Origin of the sequence: Phosphitispora sp. TUW77, from assembly GCF_048453025.1 — a bacterium.
Taxonomy (GTDB): Bacteria; Bacillota; Thermincolia; order Thermincolales; family UBA2595; genus Phosphitispora.
Genome location: NZ_CP156677.1, coordinates 2,234,737 through 2,253,067, shown reverse-complemented (window position 1 = coordinate 2,253,067; position 18,331 = coordinate 2,234,737). Strand labels below are relative to the sequence as shown.

The window sequence follows — 18,331 nt, the reverse complement described above, 5'->3', positions numbered from 1 at the left end:
TTACAAAAATATCAGGAGGTCTCATAATTATTGATTGTTAAATCTGAAAAGAAAATCCCACTGCAGAAACTTGAAGATACGGTCAATGTTTTTGGAAATCATGACGAGAACCTTTATTTTATTCAGAATGACATGGGTGTGCAGATTGTGGTAAGGGATGACCATCTCGTTGTGACCGGTGAAATTGAGCCGGTTGAGCAGAGTGCAAGGGTTTTAAACCAGTTGATAGAGCTAAGTGCTATGGGGACCCAGATAACTCTCAGGGAAGTCCAATACAGCATAAAGCTGGTAAAGGATGGCCAGGGTGAAAAAATAGGTGACTTAGCTATTGAAGTAATTATGGTAACTTTTCGGGGTAAACTGGTAAAGCCAAAGACTCACGGCCAAAAGAGATATGTAGATGCTATTGCTGAAAATGATATAGTTTTTGGGATTGGACCTGCGGGAACAGGGAAGACTTACCTGGCAGTTGCTATGGCTGCAAAAGCATTAAAAGATAAGGCTATTAACCGGCTGATAATTACACGCCCTGCGGTAGAGGCGGGGGAAAAGCTGGGTTTTTTGCCTGGTGACCTGCAGGAAAAAGTCAATCCATACCTAAGACCGTTATATGACAGTCTTTATGATATTCTGGGCACGGAGAAGACCCAGAAACTGCTGGAAAAAAATATCATTGAAATAGCCCCCTTGGCATATATGAGGGGACGTACACTAGATGATGCTTTTATAATTCTGGATGAGGCTCAGAATACTACACCTGAACAGATGAAGATGTTTTTGACCCGTATCGGATTCGGTTCCAAGGCGGTTATTACCGGGGATGTTACCCAGGTTGACCTTCCCAGGGGGCAGTATTCCGGGCTGCTGGAAGCACAGAAAACACTCGGTGGTATTCAGGGCATCTCGTTTCAGCACCTTAGCGGGGTAGATGTAATGAGACATCAGCTTGTCCAGAAGATTATAGCTGCCTATGAGAAGGCAGAACGAGAGAAGGAAATAGGGAAGTCAACAAATTTTTGAATTAATTGGAAGTGACATAAATGGCACTGATTACCAGGGACCTGGCATCTTTTTTATGGAAAAAAATAGTGCCGGTTTTTAAAAATACTACAACCAGGCGTCTCTTAATAGGAGTCGGGTTTTTTGTTATTGTTACAGCAATTCTTTCGATGAAGTTTTTACCTGAAAGAATCGATATAAATGTTGGACAACCTTTTGCTCAGAAAAGTCCGATTTTTGCTAACAGAACCGTAGAGTTTGAGGACAAAACCAAGACTGCCGAAGCAAGGCGAAGAGCGGCTGAAGCTGTTGGCAAGGTGCATGAGGAGGACCCGGGAGCCTTTGATGCAACAATTGCCGATATTAATAATTTCATGAACAAACTCAAGGCTGTAAGCGGGAATGAAGAATTGACACCTGAGGCCAAGGTCACTCAGCTTAAGCATGATATTCCTTTCATTCTTCCTGAGGGTGTATATTCAAGCCTTGCCAAATATGAAAGCCAGACAATTCAGGGCATTGATATTAAAACGCGGGAAATTGTTAGGGCAGCCTATAACAAAGGGATTCCTGAAGAAAATATTGATCAGATTAAGTCATCTATATTAGAGCAGGATGTTGTTGCCGTCAATCTTCCCGAGGATGCCAGAACCTTCATGGGAGCACTGATAGATTATACACTTAGGCCAAATTTCATTTATAATGCTGAAGAAACCCTGAAAAAAAAGCAAGAAGCCATGGATAAGGTTGCTCCGGTAACTGTTGTTGTCCAAAACAATGAAAAGATTATCAGTCAGGGAGATATTGTTACAACTGAACATATTCAGAAGCTTGAAGCCCTAGGGTTACTGAAAGCGCCTGTACCAGTCAGTACTGTGCTGGGGATTGCTATGCTGGTCATTATTGCCATGGTGGTAATGATGGTATACCTGTACCAGAATCATATTGATATCTACCTTAACGAAAAATTTCTGCTGCTTATCGCCATTATTGTTATTAGTGAACTGCTTTTGGCAAAAACGGTGATGGCAATACAAACCGGTTTCGGATGGGCCGATATGCTTGGATATATGATACCGGTTGCAGCAGCCAGTATGCTGTTGGCAATTCTCTTGGATACCAGGATGGCTTTATTGGCGACAGCTGTCATGAGCGGATTAATCGGGGTGATTACAGGCAGTGAATTGCGTTTCGCCTTTGTTGGGATGATTTCCGGTCTGGTTGCCGTTTACTGTGTTTCTAGACTGAGTCAGCGTTCCGATATGGCTAAAGCAGGGTTGGTCTATGTCAGCTCTGCAAATATCCTGGCAATTATATCTATAGAATTGGTAACCAGGGGTGTAGATTCAACATCAATGGCCATTGGAGTACTTTTCGGCCTTTTAAATGGAATTTTTTCGGCAATATTGACTATTGGGGTTCTGCCGTACTTGGAAAGCGCCTTTGGGATAACCTCTTCAGTTAAACTGCTGGAACTTGCGAATCCGGGACAGCCCTTGTTAAAACAATTGCTTTTGGAAGCACCCGGTACGTATAACCATAGTATTCTTGTCGGCAACTTGGCTGAAGCTGCAGCTGATGCCGTTGGCGGGGATTCGCTGCTGGTCAGGGTGGGTTCTTATTATCACGATATAGGAAAACTGCGCCGTCCGTATTTTTTTATTGAAAACCAGTTATCCAGTGAAAATCCGCATAGCAAGCTGACCCCTAACCTGAGTACTTTGATTATTACTTCACATACCAAAGATGGTGCTGAAATTGCCTGTGAACATAAATTGCCTAAAATGGTCATTGACATCATTGAACAACATCACGGTACAAGTTTGGTTAGTTTTTTCTTCCACCGTGCCCTTGAAAATGAGAATAATGAAAAAACAGTGAATGAGAATGATTTCCGGTATGAGGGTCCTAAGCCACAGACCAAAGAGGCGGCACTTGTTATGATGGCTGATTCTGTGGAAGCGGCGGTTAGGGCTTTGCAGAAACCGACACCGGGAAGGATTGAAGGGCTGGTTCGGAAGGTTATTAAAGAAAAGCTTCATGATGGGCAGCTTGATGAATGTGACCTGACATTTAAGGACTTGGATATTATTGCTGTAGCTTTTGTAAGGGTATTGTCAGGGATTTTTCATACCAGAGTGGAATATCCTGAAATAGTAATTAAGGAAATCGAAAGGAGAAAAGCCAGGGATGCCAGTTTTCGTAAACAATCTTCAGGAAAAAGTGCCGGTGAACAGCAAGATACTTGATACCATGGAAATGGTTGTGGCAGTTTCACTGAAACTAGAAGGCAGAGGTGACGACCCTGAAGTCACCATTGCTTTAGTTGATGATACGTATATCACAGAACTGAATTACAAATATCGCCATAAGGGTGTGGCAACCGATGTACTTTCTTTTCCTATGGAAGAGATTGATGAAGAGGAACCTGTTATTAACGGAGAGACTGAGAATATTTTGGGAGATATTGTAATTTCAATGGAAACAGCCCTGCGCCAGTCTGAAGAGTACGGACACAGTCTATTAAGGGAGATGGCTTACCTTGCTGCTCATGGGATGTTCCATCTTTTGGGCTATAGACATGATGCTGAAGACAGGCGCAGGATAATGAGAGATCGTGAAGAGAAGGTTCTTTCACTGTTAAATATTTCACGTTGATATCCGCTGTACAATGTTCCAAAAGGCTTGTGCAAATTTAGATACCAGTGCATTTTTAGGGGTGGATCAGGAATAAAGCCACCCTGTTAAGCTTTCTGCAAGTGGTGATAATATGTTTGGGGTAAAAAAACAAAAAGGATTTTTCTTGCTGTTTTTGGGTGTTTTTCTGCTTGTGTTTTCAGGATGTTCAGGGGCCGGCTCTAGTGTTGATAATGGCACTGATACTGTAACCAGTTCGATTTACAGCGAGGAAAACGGGGATAATAAGTTAAAGACTACAGAACCATTGCCGGCTATGGTTCGCTGTCCACTTTCGGGTGATCTGGTTCCTGAGGGCACTACCGACAGGCGGCCCCTGGCGGTAATGATAGAGAACGCCCCTGCTGCCAGGCCTCAGTCGGGACTGGATAAGGCCGACATAATCTATGAGATTTTAGCTGAAGGTGCTATTACAAGGTTCTTAGCAATATTTCTGCATGGTGACACGGCTGAATTGGGGCCTGTCCGCAGTGCCAGACCATATTATATAGAGCGTATGTTTGAGTATAATGCCATGTATGCTTACTGTGGAGGCAGTGAGGAAGCCAAAAAGATGGTTCGTGTTCAGGGAGTGGCTGCATTGGATGAATTCGGGGTTGGCATGCAGGCGTTCTGGAGGATAAAAGAACGTCAAGCGCCACATAATCTTTATACTGATACGGAAAAACTGAGAAAAGTAGGGGAAAAAAGAGGTTATAAAAAAACTGTGGAATTCCCTGAATTTAGTTTTTTGGGTGAGACAGAGGAGAATCCAGGCGGGATTAGTGCAGACAAAGTGATAATTAATTATTATAAGAGTTTTAGTGTTGTCCGGTGGGATTATGACACCGGAACCGGCTTGTATTTCAGGACTAACGGCGGAAAGGCCCACAAGGATGCGGTTACCGGTAAACAGCTTACAGGTGCTAATATAATAATCCAATATACAAAAACAAGAACAATAGACGACGAAGGCCGAAGAGATATAGAAATGGTGGGCAGCGGAAGGGCGCTGCTGCTGACCGGTGGCAAGGTACATACGGGAAAGTGGTCCAAAAAGGAGATGCGTTCTCAAACCTTTTTTTATGATGAAAACGGTGCGGAATGGAAGCTGAATCCGGGACAAACCTGGATTGAAGTTGTTCCCACAACCCTTAAAGTAGAGTACTAAGAATTAAGTGTTGAGTATTGAGAGAAGGTGAAGTATACATTGGTTACCCAAATTACTAAAAATGAAATCAGCTTACTGCTGGATGAGGCTAGGCAGGTGCGGGAAAATGCCTATGCCCCATATTCGCGGTTTAAAGTGGGTGCGGCTTTACTGGGCAGTGACGGGATAGTCTATACGGGGTGTAATGTGGAAAATGTTTCTTATGGATTGACCAACTGTGCCGAAAGAACGGCTTTTTTTAAGGCTGTTTCCTTGGGGCAAAAGAAGTTTAAGGCTATTGCGATATTTGCCGATACCGACGAGTTTTGTTTTCCATGCGGTGCCTGCAGGCAGGTGATGGCAGAGTTTGGCGACCTGCAGGTGATTCAGTTTAATAGATGCGGGGAATATGTTATAAATACTGTGGCGGAACTGCTGCCGGGCAGCTTTCACGTCGGGATTCCGGGGAAGGAGATGGTTGAATGAATACTGCAGAGGGATTTAAATCAGGTTTTGTAGCTTTGGTGGGAAGGCCCAATGTGGGGAAATCCACTCTGATGAACCGGATGGTTGGCAGAAAACTGGCCATTATGTCTGATAAACCCCAGACAACCAGGAATAAGATTACCGCAATTCTGACAACTGAAGCGGCTCAGTTGGTGTTTATTGATACTCCGGGCATCCATAAACCAAAACATAAACTGGGTGAATATATGGTAAATGCCGCCCTTAATGCCTTGCGGGAAGTTGATGTTATTTTATTCCTGATTGAAGCTTCAGAAAGAGAGGTTGGTCCCGGTGACCGTTATATTATAGAAATTCTCAGTCAGGTCAAAACACCGGTTATACTGGTGATTAATAAAACAGACTTGGTAAAAGGAGATGAACTTTTTCCCCTGATAGATAAGTACCGCAGTATGATGGAATTTTGTGAGGTGGTCCCGGTTTCTGCCCTGGAAGGTCAAAATGTCGATACCCTCATTAGACTGATATCAGGTTTGCTTCCCAAAGGACCAATGTATTATCCTGATGATATGGTGACAGACCAGCCGGAGCAGGCCATTATCCGGGAAATAATCCGGGAAAAAGTACTCCATCTTACCAGGGAAGAGATTCCCCATTCAGTTGCTGTTGAAATAGAAGAACTTAAACCGAGAAATAATGACATGATATATGTGAGGGCAGTTATTTTTACCGAAAAAGAGTCCCAGAAGGGGATAATCGTTGGCCGTAAGGGTACACTTCTGAAAAAAGTCGGGGCTATGGCCCGTGAAGACATTGAAAACCTTCTTGGCTCCAGGGTATACCTGGACCTCTGGGTGAAGGTCAAGAAAGACTGGAGAAACAGGGATAGTATCTTGAGGAATCTGGGCTATGATTTAAAAGATTAGTTAACTTGTAATGACAGATGGTGTATATTACAATTAGGATGAGAGACAAACATGGCATAGAGGAGGAACAAATGGCTGCAGAAGATTTTTTGATTAGCTCTGCCGAAATGGCCAAGTATATTGACCATACAAACCTGAAGCCTGACGCGACAACCGCCGATATCCACAAATTATGTGAGGAAGCGGCTCATTATGGTTTTGCATCAGTTTGTATAAATCCTGTTTTTGTTGGCACTGCAGTCAAATTACTGACCGGAACCGGGGTTAAGGTATGTACTGTGGCAGGTTTTCCTCTTGGAGCCTGTACAATCGGAATAAAAGCCCGGGAAGCGGCTGCTGCGGCAGAAGAGGGTGCTATGGAAATAGATATGGTAATTGCAGTAGGGATGTTAAAGGAAAGGCTTTATGAGGCTGTCGCCAGGGATATATGTGAAGTCGTCGGGGCAGTTAGAAGAGCAAATTCCCAAGGCATTGTAAAAGTAATAATTGAGACTTGTCTTCTTCAGAATAATGAAAAGATTACGGCCTGCAGAATTGCCGAAGCAGAAGGAGCAAATTTTGTAAAGACATCAACCGGATTTTCTTCAGGCGGGGCTTTGCCCGAAGATGTTGCCCTGATGAGAAACAGTGTCAGCCCGTTAGTTGGCGTAAAGGCTGCCGGCGGAATCAGGTCTGCGGCACAGGCCATAGAAATGATTAAGGCAGGAGCTGCCAGGCTTGGCACAAGCTCAGGTGTACTTATCATGAATGAAATAGAATACCAATAAACACCCAGTATATGCTTTTTTGCTTGCGGAGATGATAAATAAAAGATGCTGCAATCCTAATAAGAGGGGATGAGCTAAAATGAGAACAACGGAAGCGCTTTGGGAAATATTTAAGGCTACCGGACACATTGGAGCCTATTTGCTGTATAAAGATTTTAGCTTTGCAGAATCAAGCATGGAAGGTATGCTGCCGCACACAGAACCTGAACCTCTGAATAGTGTTAGTGGTGATTAGGATGAAACATTATAAAACAGAAGGAATTATTATCAGGGTAAGTGATTATAATGAGGCTGACCGGATTGTAACTATCCTTACAAGCGGATATGGAAAAGTACAGGCTATTGCCAAGGGCTGCCGTAAGCCGAAGAGCCGCAAAAGAGGCCTGATTCAGTTGTTTACACATGGAGAATTTGCTTTATATAAGGGGCGTAACTTGGAGACAATAACCCAGTGTGAGGGCAAACAATCTTTTCCCGGTATCAGGGGTGATCTGGATAGGATGGCTTATGCTGTATATATGGCGGAGGTTTTGGATGGTTTTGCTGTTTCCGGGGAAGACCAGTCAGAATTGTTTTATCTTGCTTTGGTGTGCCTGCATTTGCTGTCTGTTGAAGATCCGGAATTGGTAATCCGGGCATTTGAGGTAAGGATCATGAAATTACTGGGATATATGCCGCACCTGGATGACTGTGTTTATTGCGGGAACCCGCTGACCGGTTTGCAGGCAGCTTTCAGTTCACATATGGGGGGCGGGTTATGTAAAACTTGTTCTACATCTGACCCGGAAGCCGCAGTTTGCACCCTGGGAACGATGAATATGCTGAAACAGTTGTCAAGATGGGATTTGAAAAGGCTGAGAGTACTCAAAATGACCCCAAAGATGAAAAGGGAAATTGGTGAAATAATGCAGCAATATATTAGCCAGAGACTGGAAAAAAGAATCAGGTCGGCTGACTTTATACAATCTCTGGCATCAGTGCAAAATAACGGGTGATTTCGGAAAAACTATTTTAAAAGGAGGGGTGCCACCATGAGTGACGAACTTGAGAAGCTTGACATTATCAGGGAACGTTTGGGAATTTCCTACCGTGAGGCCAAGGAATGCCTGGAAGATGCCGGGGATGATCTGGTTGAGGCCCTTGTTTTAGCTGAACAAAAGACAAAAAGGAATGCTTGTTGTGATAATAGGTGGAAGGAAAAGGGTGAGGAGATATTCGGTGAGCTTAAATTATATTTAGGCCGGGGCAACCGTACCAAGATCAGGCTGAAGCGGGAAGAAAAAACAATTGCGGAGTTTCCGGCCACTGCAGGGGCCATTGGTGTTTTGGCAGTTCTGGCCAGTGCCCCGCTGGCTGTTGCAGCAGGCATAGGAACAGTAGCTGCAATTGCCAATAAAGTTACTCTGGAAGTGGAGAAACCCGATGGGATTGACTTTTGAAAACAATTTTGGTAAAGTATTTGTATTAATAATTTGATTATGACAGGCTATGAAGGAGACACAGCCTGATTCCAGGTTTTACAGAGAGCCGGTGAAAGGTGCAAACCGGCAGCTTGGGCAGGGTAAGGCACTCCGGAGCTGTGAGATTTCAAGCGGGCTGGAAAAAATCCGGCCAATCAGGGTGGAACCGCGGGAGACAACCTCTCGTCCCTGGCTCGTAGCCAGGGATGAGAGGTTTTTTTAAAAATTAAAGGAGGTACATAGGAGTGAATTTTCAGGAGATTATTTTGACCTTGAACAAATTCTGGGCAGACCGTGGATGCATAATTCAGCAGCCTTATGACATTGAAAAGGGCGCCGGAACAATGAATCCGGCAACGTTTCTGCGGGCTTTAGGGCCTGAACCATGGAATGTTGCCTATGTTGAACCGTCTCGCCGGCCTACAGACGGAAGGTACGGCGAAAACCCCAACAGGCTGCAGCATTATTACCAGTACCAGGTTATTTTGAAACCAAACCCGGATAATGTCCTTGAAATATATCTCGATAGTCTGAAGGCAATTGGAATCGACCCTGAGCAGCATGATATCAGGTTCGTTGAGGATAACTGGGAATCACCTACACTCGGGGCATGGGGGCTTGGTTGGGAAGTTTGGCTGGATGGTATGGAAATAACGCAGTTTACTTATTTCCAGCAGTGTGGCGGAATTGACTGCAAGCCGGTTTGTGCCGAAATCACCTATGGTCTGGAAAGACTGGCAATGTTTATTCAAAAAGTTGACAGCGTTTTTGACATCACATGGGTGGGTGATATTACCTATGAAGATGTACATCACCGGGGAGAAGTGGAACATTCCCACTATAATTTTGAGTTAGCTGATATTGATATGTTGTTTGAGATGTTTAGTATGTTTGAAAGAGAAGCAATGAGGATAATTGAAAAGGGTTATGTTCTCCCGGCCTATGACTATGTTTTGAAGTGTTCCCATACTTTTAACCTGCTTGATGCCAGGGCAGCCATTAGTGTTACCGAAAGACAGGGGTATATTGCGCGAGTGAGGAATATGGCCAGGCATTGTGCCCAGGCATATGTTGAACAGCGTGAGCGGATGGGATATCCCTTATTGAAAAAGGGAGGTGTGATTAATGGCTAAGGATTTTATTTTGGAGATTGGAACTGAGGAAATTCCGGCTCGTTTTATGCCTTCCGCCATAAGTCAGTTAAAGGAAATTGCAGCTAAGTGGGTAAACGAAAACCGGCTGGCTTGTGATAATGTTGCCGCTTATGGTACACCGAGACGTCTGACAGTTTATATAACCGGGCTGGCTGAGGAGCAGGAAGACTTTGTAGATATGGTCAAAGGGCCTTCCAAGAAAGCCGCTTTTGACAGCAGCGGAAATCCTACCAAGGCTGCTCAGGGTTTTGCCAAAAGCCAGGGAGTTGATGTAAGTAACCTTATAGTACAGGAAACTCCTAATGGAGAATATGTATTTGCTGAGAAAAGGCAGACCGGCCAAAAAACTGCCGGGACCCTTCCAGGATTTTGCCTGGATTTGATAAACGGATTATCTTTCCCCAAACCGATGCGCTGGGGTTATCAAGAAATGCGTTTTGCTCGTCCCATAAGGTGGCTCCTTGCCCTTTTCGGGAACACTGTAATTCCTTTTGAAATAGAGGGTCTAGAGTCTGGGAGGGTAACTTATGGACATAGGTTTCTATCACAAGGGCCAATAGAGATTGAGCAGGCTCCTGATTACCTGGATAAGCTGAGAGATGCTTATGTCATTGCTGATCAGGCGGAACGGAGGGAGAAAGTCTGGAACCAGGTGGTTAAGGTTGCTAAATGTGAAGGAGGAGAAGTGCTTCCTGATGATGAACTGCTGGATGAGGTTACCCACCTTTTGGAATACCCTACCGCACTGTGCGGTACATTTAACCGGGATTACCTGCGCCTGCCCAAGGAGGTATTGATAACTCCAATGCGGGAGCACCAGCGCTATTTTCCGGTGGTAGATTCCGAAGGCCTGTTAATAAATAAGTTTATTACATTAAGAAACGGGACTGACTCCTTTCTTGACACTGTAAAAAAAGGTAATGAGAAGGTTCTTCGGGCGCGGCTGGCAGATGCCGAGTTCTTTTATGAAGAGGACTTGAAAACACCACTAAGTGCCAATGTTACCAAACTTAGCAAAATTATCTTCCAGGAAAGCCTGGGAACAGTCTTTGAAAAAGTTGAGCGCATAGGAGAGCTTAGCAGGTACCTTGCATCAGAAATGGGATTAGATGAAGAAAATCTTTTAAAAGATATTGAACAGGGAGCATATCTTTGCAAGGCGGACCTGGTGACAAATATGGTTTATGAATTTCCTGAACTGCAGGGAATCATGGGCAGAGAATATGCGATCAGTAACGGAGAAAGGGAATCGGTGGCCCAGGCGATTTTTGAACATTACCTGCCGCGGTTTTCAGGAGATATTTTACCTAATACAACAGCGGGTTCTATCATCAGCATGGGTGACAAGATTGATACTATTGTCGGGTGTTTTGCCGTGGGTATTCAGCCTACCGGGTCCCAGGACCCTTATGCCTTAAGGAGGCAGGCACTGGGTATATGCCATATTGCCATTGAAGGGAAACTCAACTTTTCACTTGATAGCTTAATAGAAAAAGCGTACTTGTGTTATGGCGACAACATTAAAGCTCAGCTTTCGGCCGGGGAAACTCTGCTGGAGGTCAGGGAGTTTTTTAAGCAGCGCCTGAAAAATATATTTGCTGATAAAGGGTTTACTTATGATGTTATTGATGCGGTCCTCAGCGTAGGCTATGACCGTCTGCCGGATACCCTTCTCAGGGCGGAGGCATTGACTAACCTGCGCAGTCAGGAAATCTTCGGGAAACTGCTGACTGCTTATACGAGGGTTTCCAATCTGGCCAAAAATGCGTGTACTGATGATATTGTTCCAGAGCTTTTTGTCGAAGATGTGGAAAAAGACTTATACAGCGAATTTGTTAAAGCAAGGGATGAAATGAAGATCTACCTCGAAGAAAAGCAGTACCGCCAGTTTCTGCAGCGATTTGCCCTGTTGCAGCAGCATATTGATAATTTCTTTGAAGGTGTAATGGTTATGGTTGATGATGAAAAAATTAAGAATAACCGCCTGGCACTGCTCAAAAATATTGCCGGCTTAACCGATGCAGTTGCAGATTTAACGAAAATTGTCGCTTAAATAAAAATATATTTAGACATAAAGGAGGAAAATTAGGATAAATATAGTATATTAATAAGAGTATTTTTGATAATTAGTATAACACAATTGACCAGGGAAAGACGGTGAGCATGTGGAACTTACCAAACGCCAGGAACAAATTGTTCAAATCGTGAAGAATGAAGGTCCGATTACCGGCAGCAAGATAGCTGCAAAATTGTCACTGATAAGGTCTACACTTCGTCCTGACCTCACGATACTGACCAGGGCCGGCATTTTGGAGGCGCGGCCCAGGGTAGGTTATTATTATGCTGGAAAGACCCCCAATCATACTGCTGAAGCCATTCATAAAATAAATGTTGGGGATGTCCAATCAATACCGGTAGTTATTAGGGCAGAGGCTACTGTATATGATGCTGTTGTAACTATGTTTCTGGAAGATGTGGGAACCCTGTTTGTTGTCAGGGAAGCGGGCGCTCTTGAAGGGATTATTTCCCGGAAAGACCTTCTGAAAGCGACAATGGGTAGTGCAGATATACATAAAATGCCTATAAGCATAGTTATGACAAGGATGCCTAACCTAATTACAACAACTCCTGAGGAGCCTATCCTGTTTGCGGCTCAGAAGCTAACAGGGAGAGAGGTCGATTCCCTTCCCGTAGTCAGGGTTATGCAAACCGATGACGGGATTGAAGAGCTTGAGGTTGTTGGCCGGGTTACCAAAACAACGATTACGCGCCTTTTTGTGGAACTGGGATATGGAAGTGATTTAGTCTCTCAAGACTAAATCATGAGAAGGAGGAGATACCGATAACTACAAAACATGAACAGCAGCCGGTAGTTTTTGTTGTATCTGATTCAGTAGGGGAGACTGCAGATTTTGTGGCCAGGGCCGCTGTGAGTCAGTTTAATTCCGGTATTGTTGACATGAGGTTGATTCCATATGTCAATAACCCGGAACATATAATTGAGATTGTCAATGAAGCAAAAGATGTTCCGGGTATTATTGCTTATACTTTAGTACTTCCGGAACTCAGGGATACTTTGGTTAAAGAAGCGGAGGAGAAGGGGGTTCCCGTTGTAGATATTCTGGGGCCCTTGATGGATGCCCTGACAAGGATATCAGGGCGTGTTCCCAAAATGAAAGCAGGACTCTTGCATAAATTAGACCAAAACTATTTCAAGAAGGTAGAAGCCATTGAATTTGCGGTAAAGTATGATGATGGGAAGGACCCGCGGGGCATTATGCGGGCTAATGTGGTCATCATTGGTGTTTCACGGACTTCCAAGACTCCCCTTTGTATGTACCTGGCCCATAAAAGTATTAAAGCTGCGAACATTCCGCTGGTACCGGAAGTATTGCCTCCTGATGTGATTTATAGTTTACCTAAGAAAAAAATTATCGGTTTAACTATTAAGCCGGAACTTTTAAATGAGATCAGGCAGGAACGTTTAAAGACCCTAGGTCTTAAATCAGGAGCCGATTATGCCAGCTTGGAACGAATCCTTATGGAGTTGGACTACGCTAATGGGATTATGCGCAAAGTAGGGTGCCCCATAATAGATGTTTCCAACAAAGCCGTGGAAGAAACAGCCAGCAAGGTTCTGGAAATAATTAGACACCAGACCTAATAAAAAATAAAACATTTTTAATGTAATGAGGGGGATAGGATAATGGCAAAGAAGTATGTGTATTTTTTTGAGGAAGGCAAAGCGGATATGAAATCACTATTGGGAGGGAAGGGAGCGAACTTGGCGGAAATGACCAATATCGGTCTTCCCGTGCCTCCCGGAATTACGATAACCACTGAGGCATGTAATGATTATTATGCTCAGGGACGGCAGATGCCTGAAGGATTGGAAACAGAAATAATAGATAAAATGGCTGGCTTGGAGGATAAAATCGGCAAAAAATTTGGGGATGCCGCCAATCCGCTGCTGCTTTCAATACGGTCAGGGGCAAAATTTTCCATGCCGGGGATGATGGATACAATTCTTAACCTGGGCCTTAATGACCGGACATGTGAGGCTATGGTCAAAGCAACAGATAATGAAAGATTTGTTTTGGATTGTTACCGCCGCTTTATCCAAATGTTCAGCGGTGTTGTTCTTGGGTTGGAACACCACAAGTTTGAAAGTGTTCTGGATGCTCAAAAGGAAAAGCGGGGGGTTCATTTTGATACCGAACTCAATGCTGATGACCTTAGGGAGGTCGTAGCCGCATATAAGAAAGTGGTTAAACGGGAAACCGGTAACAGCTTCCCGGAAGACCCCATGCAGCAGCTTTTGCTGGCAGTTCAGGCAGTTTTTGGTTCCTGGAATAACCAGAGGGCAATAGTATATCGCAGGCTTAACCAGATTCCCGATGATTTGGGTACTGCTGTTAACATCCAGTCAATGGTATTCGGAAATATGGGTGATGACTGCGGCACAGGGGTTGCTTTTACCCGTAACCCGTCAACCGGAGAAAAGGCGTTGTATGGTGAATATCTTATCAATGCACAGGGTGAGGATGTGGTTGCCGGTATCAGGACACCTCAGCCAATCAGTAAGCTTCACGAGGAAATGCCTGAGATATATAATCAGTTTGTAGATATCTGCAAAACCCTTGAACAGCATTACCAGAACATGCAGGATATAGAGTTTACCATTGAGAGAGGCAAACTTTACATATTACAGACCCGCCATGGTAAGAGGACAGCAACAGCAGCTATTAAAATAGCGGTTGATATGGTTGCTGAAGGCTTAATTGACAAAAATGAAGCGGTGCTCCGGGTTGAACCGGGCGCTCTCGACCAGCTTTTGCACAGGAGGATTGACCCTAGTGCCAAATTCGAAGTAATTGCCAAGGGCTTGCCGGCATCACCGGGAGCAGCCTGTGGTACAGTAGTTTTCAGCGCTGATGAGACTGAAAAGATGGGTAATGCCGGAGAAAAGGTAATCCTCGTCAGGACTGAGACCACTCCTGATGATATACATGGTATTGTAGCCGCCCAGGGTATCCTTACCAGCCGGGGCGGGATGACCAGCCACGCGGCAGTTGTGGCCCGTGGGATGGGCAAACCGTGCGTTTGCGGTTGTGAAGCTATTAAGATAAATTATGCGGAAAAATTATTTAATGTTAATGGCACGGTAATTCGGGAAGGGGACACAATTTCCATTGACGGGGCTACCGGACAGGTAATCCTGGGCAAGGTACCAATGATTGACCCTGAACTGTCCCACGAGTTCCAGGAACTATTGGTTTGGGCCGATGATATCAGGACTATGGCTGTCAGGGCGAATGCCGATACTCCTGACGATGCTGCTAAGGCCCGTGAGTTTGGTGCTGAGGGGATAGGGCTTTGCCGGACCGAGCATATGTTTATGGCCCAAGATAGGCTGCCCATCGTTCAGGAAATGATTCTTGCAGAAACACTTGAGGATAGGGAAGCCGCACTTGATAAGCTTCTGCCGGTACAGCAGGAGGACTTTTACGGTATCCTCAAGGCTATGGAAGGATTTGAGGTATATATCCGTCTGCTGGACCCGCCACTGCATGAATTTCTGCCAAATTCAGAAGAATTGATAGTGGAAATTACTGAACTTAAATGTACAGGCGGCGATAAAAAACTTATTGCTGAGAAAGAGGAACTCTTCCGGAAGGTGAGACAGCTTCATGAATTCAACCCGATGCTGGGTCACAGAGGCTGCCGTCTGGGTGTTACGTTCCCAGAGATGTATGCAATGCAGGTAAAAGCTATTTACCAAGCCACCGCACAGTTAATCAAAGAGGGTGTGGATGCAAAACCGGAAGTTATGATTCCCCTTGTTATACATGTAAATGAACTAAAAATGCTCCGGGATCAGGCTGTGGAAATTGCCCAGGCTGTTCAGGAAGAACAGGGGGTTACCTTTGATATTCATGTCGGTACAATGATAGAACTGCCAAGGGCTGCAATTACCGCTAATGAAATTGCCACACAGGCTGATTTCTTCTCCTTTGGCACAAACGATCTTACCCAGACTACTCTCGGATTCAGCCGGGACGATGCTGAAGGCAAGTTCCTTCACGACTATGTAAGCAAAAAAATCCTGGCAGATAACCCGTTCGTGGTCTTAGACCAGGAAGGTGTTGGAAAGCTGGTTAAAATGGGAACAGACCTAGGACGCCAGGCCAATCCTGCTCTTAAGGTCGGAATCTGTGGTGAACACGGTGGTGAACCAAGTTCGATAGGCTTCTGCCATAAAATTGGTATGGATTATGTAAGCTGTTCACCGTACCGTGTCCCTATTGCCAGGCTGGCTGCCGCACAGGCTGAAGCCGGTGGCGAAAGTTCTGTGAGCACTAAATAGAAAAAAATAGGAAATAGATAACTGAACAATACCGCATCCGTGAAAGGTTTTGGCGTTTTAGACTAATGGCACATTCCTTACGGGTGCGGTTTTTGTATACATTGCACAAAATTCCTGTAGACAGGTTGTGATGAATGTGCTAAAATTAACAAGGGAAAAACACTTAAACATCTCCTTCCGCAAGGGAAGGTTATTGTTAAACCCATTTTCTTATCCGGTAGAATATACTTATTCTACCACCTTTTTTTTAGGGGAAAGTAATTATTTTAACATGAGATTTAGAAAGTTTTGTATTGATATTGAAAAAGATGTTTGGTATAATATGATAATCGGTTGCTGAAGCCGCCGGTACATACAGAATGTGTGTTATTGTTTTAAAATGTGTATTATTGTTTTAAGTGAACACATAAGTTAGGCAAAAAATAATAAGTGATAAACCAGGCCACGAAGGTCGGGAGGTTTGCTGGAGCAATCCCGTGTTGGTGGTTTTTTTGTGTTTCAAAATAAGTTTTTCAGTAGTAAGCGGATATTGATATTAATTTTTGAAATTGCGGGGGTGTATTTATGCATATTCCAGATGGTTTCCTTGATACGAAGATGATAGCTGCAACAGTGGCGACAAGTGTCCCACTAATAGGTGTGGCTGTATCCAAGACAAGAAGTGTTTTTGATGACCGGCAGATACCTAAAATGAGTGTTATGGCTGCATTTATTTTTGCGGCCCAGATGGTGAATTTCCCCATTGCCGGAGGCACATCAGGACACCTGCTGGGAGCGGCGCTGGCAGCAATACTGCTGGGACCGTGGAGTGCTGTACTCATAATGACAACTGTCCTGATAATTCAATGCCTGGTTTTTCTGGATGGTGGTTTAACAGCTTTGGGGGGTAATATTCTTCTTATGGGAATTGTGGCCCCTTGGGTAGGCTGGTGGGTTTATAAGCTGGTGGCAGGGAATTCGACTGACCGGACCAGAACGCTGGGAGCAACATTTCTGGCCAGTTGGGTGTCAACAGTAGCAGCATCAGTGGCAGGAACTTTATTGATCGTATTTTCCGGTTATATAGCCCTAAATATTGCCCTGCCTGCTATGCTGGGATGGCATATGCTGATTGGTATCGGTGAAGGTTTGATCACATCAGTTGTTGTGGCTTATCTTGCCCAGGTTAAATCTGAACTGGTTTTTCAAAACCAGAAGGCGTGAGGTGATATAATATGAAAAAAGGTATTTTATTAGCTCTTCTGGTTTCCCTGGTCATTGCGGCTTTTCTCTCTCCATTTGCATCTCCAAGCCCTGATGGCTTGGAGCGGGTAGCTGAAGATAAAGGCTTCATACATCTCAGTGAAGGAAAAGAAGTAGTCAAATCACCTATGCCGGATTATGTTATGCCTGGTGTAGAGAACGAAACTGTTGCTGGCAGTCTTGCGGGTGTGGCCGGTACCCTGATTACTTTTGCCGTAATGTATGGCATAGGCAAAATATATATCCGAAAATCCAACCGGGTGGGTGGTCGCTAATGAAAATAGCGGTAATCGACGGACAGGGGGGAGGAATCGGAAGGGTTATTGTCGAGAAGCTCAGGAAAGACCTTCCTGAAGATATTGAGATAATGGCCCTGGGGACAAATGCTCTGGCCGCGGCCCAGATGATAAAGGCGGGCGCTAATGAAGGGGCTAGCGGGGAATCAGCGGTTATCTTCAATACGCCAAAAGTTGACCTGATTGTGGGCACAATTAATATCATAATGCCTAATTCCATGCTCGGTGAATTTACTGCAACTATGGCTGAAGCTGTGCTTAGGAGCAGTGCACAGAAAATAATACTTCCATTAACCAGAAGCAGAGTAAAAATTGTCGGGACAAGGGAAGAACCGCTGCCTCACCTGGTAGAGGCGGCGGCAAATGAAATTAAAAAGATTTTGGAGGTGGGTACAGGTGTGTGAGGCAAATGCATATATTTTAAAAGAAGGTACAGAAGAGTTGTTACTGGAGAGTGTTGATAAAGTAATGCCGCGTGAAGACGGCATTTTACTGGAAAATATTTTTGGACAGCAGAAATTGGTAAAGGCAAAGATTAAAGAGATGGCCCTGGTTAATCACAAGATTATCCTGGAGAAAACCGAGTAGGAATAAATATGAAAAACAGAGGCACATAGTTAGTCAACTATGTGCCTCTGTTTTTGGGGCAGCATTTTCAGCTGTTTTGGAGTGAAAAATTCCAGGAGAGTCTTTTTGTATTTTGTAGATGGAGTAATCAAGATTAAAAAATAAAGAATGGAGGTGCATGCAAATGATTTTAAATTTCTTAAAGTTAATTGCTGAATGGTATGCCGGCCTTTGCACACCTCAATGGAAATACGAGAAAAAA

At 44.3% G+C, this 18,331-nt stretch carries 20 protein-coding genes; all 20 read left to right on the top strand.

What is annotated here, in order from left to right; translation table 11 throughout:
* Positions 1 to 30: 30 nt before the first annotated feature.
* The 20 genes from ABFY19_RS10950 to ABFY19_RS10855 all read left to right on the top strand — a co-directional run bounded on the left by ABFY19_RS10950 (position 31) and on the right by ABFY19_RS10855 (position 18,090).
* A complete protein-coding gene (locus ABFY19_RS10950; RefSeq protein ID WP_418790685.1) occupies positions 31 to 1,020 on the top strand; it encodes a PhoH family protein in 990 nt (329 codons plus the stop codon).
* Between the two features lie 20 nt (positions 1,021 to 1,040).
* Positions 1,041 to 3,248, top strand: coding sequence for an HD family phosphohydrolase (locus tag ABFY19_RS10945; protein WP_418790684.1), 2,208 nt, complete (start codon positions 1,041 to 1,043; stop codon positions 3,246 to 3,248).
* Complete coding sequence (gene ybeY / locus ABFY19_RS10940; protein ID WP_418790683.1) at positions 3,190 to 3,657, top strand: rRNA maturation RNase YbeY; 468 nt, start codon at positions 3,190 to 3,192, stop codon at positions 3,655 to 3,657. The genes ABFY19_RS10945 and ybeY overlap by 59 nt, the downstream gene beginning before the upstream one ends.
* Positions 3,658 to 3,769: 112 nt before the next feature.
* Positions 3,770 to 4,846, top strand: coding sequence for a DUF3048 domain-containing protein (locus tag ABFY19_RS10935; protein ID WP_418790682.1), 1,077 nt, complete (start codon positions 3,770 to 3,772; stop codon positions 4,844 to 4,846).
* A 39-nt stretch (positions 4,847 to 4,885) separates the two neighbouring features.
* Entirely contained in the window at positions 4,886 to 5,311 is a 426-nt protein-coding gene (locus ABFY19_RS10930; RefSeq protein ID WP_418790681.1) for a cytidine deaminase, read from the top strand.
* Positions 5,308 to 6,216, top strand: a complete 909-nt coding sequence (gene era, locus ABFY19_RS10925) for a GTPase Era (protein ID WP_418790680.1) — start codon at positions 5,308 to 5,310, stop codon at positions 6,214 to 6,216. Before ABFY19_RS10930 ends, era begins: the two co-directional genes overlap by 4 nt.
* 92 nt (positions 6,217 to 6,308) lie before the next feature.
* Positions 6,309 to 6,983, top strand: a complete 675-nt coding sequence (gene deoC, locus ABFY19_RS10920) for a deoxyribose-phosphate aldolase (RefSeq protein WP_418792593.1) — start codon at positions 6,309 to 6,311, stop codon at positions 6,981 to 6,983.
* A 79-nt stretch (positions 6,984 to 7,062) separates the two neighbouring features.
* On the top strand, positions 7,063 to 7,218 hold the full coding sequence (locus ABFY19_RS10915) for a hypothetical protein (protein ID WP_418790679.1): 156 nt from the start codon (positions 7,063 to 7,065) through the stop codon (positions 7,216 to 7,218).
* Position 7,219: 1 nt separating this feature from the next.
* Entirely contained in the window at positions 7,220 to 7,978 is a 759-nt protein-coding gene (gene recO / locus ABFY19_RS10910) for a DNA repair protein RecO (protein WP_418790678.1), read from the top strand.
* Between the two features lie 36 nt (positions 7,979 to 8,014).
* Complete coding sequence (locus ABFY19_RS10905) at positions 8,015 to 8,422, top strand: DUF4342 domain-containing protein (RefSeq protein WP_418790677.1); 408 nt, start codon at positions 8,015 to 8,017, stop codon at positions 8,420 to 8,422.
* A gap of 49 nt (positions 8,423 to 8,471) precedes the next feature.
* On the top strand, positions 8,472 to 8,666 hold the full coding sequence (locus tag ABFY19_RS10900; RefSeq protein ID WP_418790676.1) for a hypothetical protein: 195 nt from the start codon (positions 8,472 to 8,474) through the stop codon (positions 8,664 to 8,666).
* A 22-nt stretch (positions 8,667 to 8,688) separates the two neighbouring features.
* Entirely contained in the window at positions 8,689 to 9,576 is an 888-nt protein-coding gene (gene glyQ / locus ABFY19_RS10895; protein ID WP_418790675.1) for a glycine--tRNA ligase subunit alpha, read from the top strand.
* Positions 9,569 to 11,650, top strand: a complete 2,082-nt coding sequence (gene glyS / locus ABFY19_RS10890; RefSeq protein ID WP_418790674.1) for a glycine--tRNA ligase subunit beta — start codon at positions 9,569 to 9,571, stop codon at positions 11,648 to 11,650. The genes glyQ and glyS overlap by 8 nt, the downstream gene beginning before the upstream one ends.
* Before the next feature lie 112 nt (positions 11,651 to 11,762).
* Positions 11,763 to 12,416: a helix-turn-helix transcriptional regulator gene (locus tag ABFY19_RS10885; protein WP_418790673.1), complete on the top strand. Its 654-nt coding sequence runs from the start codon at positions 11,763 to 11,765 to the stop codon at positions 12,414 to 12,416.
* A 23-nt stretch (positions 12,417 to 12,439) separates the two neighbouring features.
* On the top strand, positions 12,440 to 13,261 hold the full coding sequence (locus tag ABFY19_RS10880; protein ID WP_418792592.1) for a pyruvate, water dikinase regulatory protein: 822 nt from the start codon (positions 12,440 to 12,442) through the stop codon (positions 13,259 to 13,261).
* A 42-nt stretch (positions 13,262 to 13,303) separates the two neighbouring features.
* Positions 13,304 to 15,964, top strand: coding sequence for a pyruvate, phosphate dikinase (ppdK, locus tag ABFY19_RS10875; protein ID WP_418790672.1), 2,661 nt, complete (start codon positions 13,304 to 13,306; stop codon positions 15,962 to 15,964).
* A 564-nt stretch (positions 15,965 to 16,528) separates the two neighbouring features.
* Entirely contained in the window at positions 16,529 to 17,167 is a 639-nt protein-coding gene (locus tag ABFY19_RS10870) for an energy-coupling factor ABC transporter permease (protein ID WP_418790671.1), read from the top strand.
* Between the two features lie 11 nt (positions 17,168 to 17,178).
* Positions 17,179 to 17,481, top strand: a complete 303-nt coding sequence (locus ABFY19_RS10865; RefSeq protein ID WP_418790670.1) for a PDGLE domain-containing protein — start codon at positions 17,179 to 17,181, stop codon at positions 17,479 to 17,481.
* Complete coding sequence (locus ABFY19_RS10860; protein WP_418790669.1) at positions 17,481 to 17,906, top strand: DUF3842 family protein; 426 nt, start codon at positions 17,481 to 17,483, stop codon at positions 17,904 to 17,906. Before ABFY19_RS10865 ends, ABFY19_RS10860 begins: the two co-directional genes overlap by 1 nt.
* Complete coding sequence (locus ABFY19_RS10855; RefSeq protein ID WP_418790668.1) at positions 17,899 to 18,090, top strand: CooT family nickel-binding protein; 192 nt, start codon at positions 17,899 to 17,901, stop codon at positions 18,088 to 18,090. Before ABFY19_RS10860 ends, ABFY19_RS10855 begins: the two co-directional genes overlap by 8 nt.
* The last annotated feature ends 241 nt before the right edge of the window (positions 18,091 to 18,331 follow it).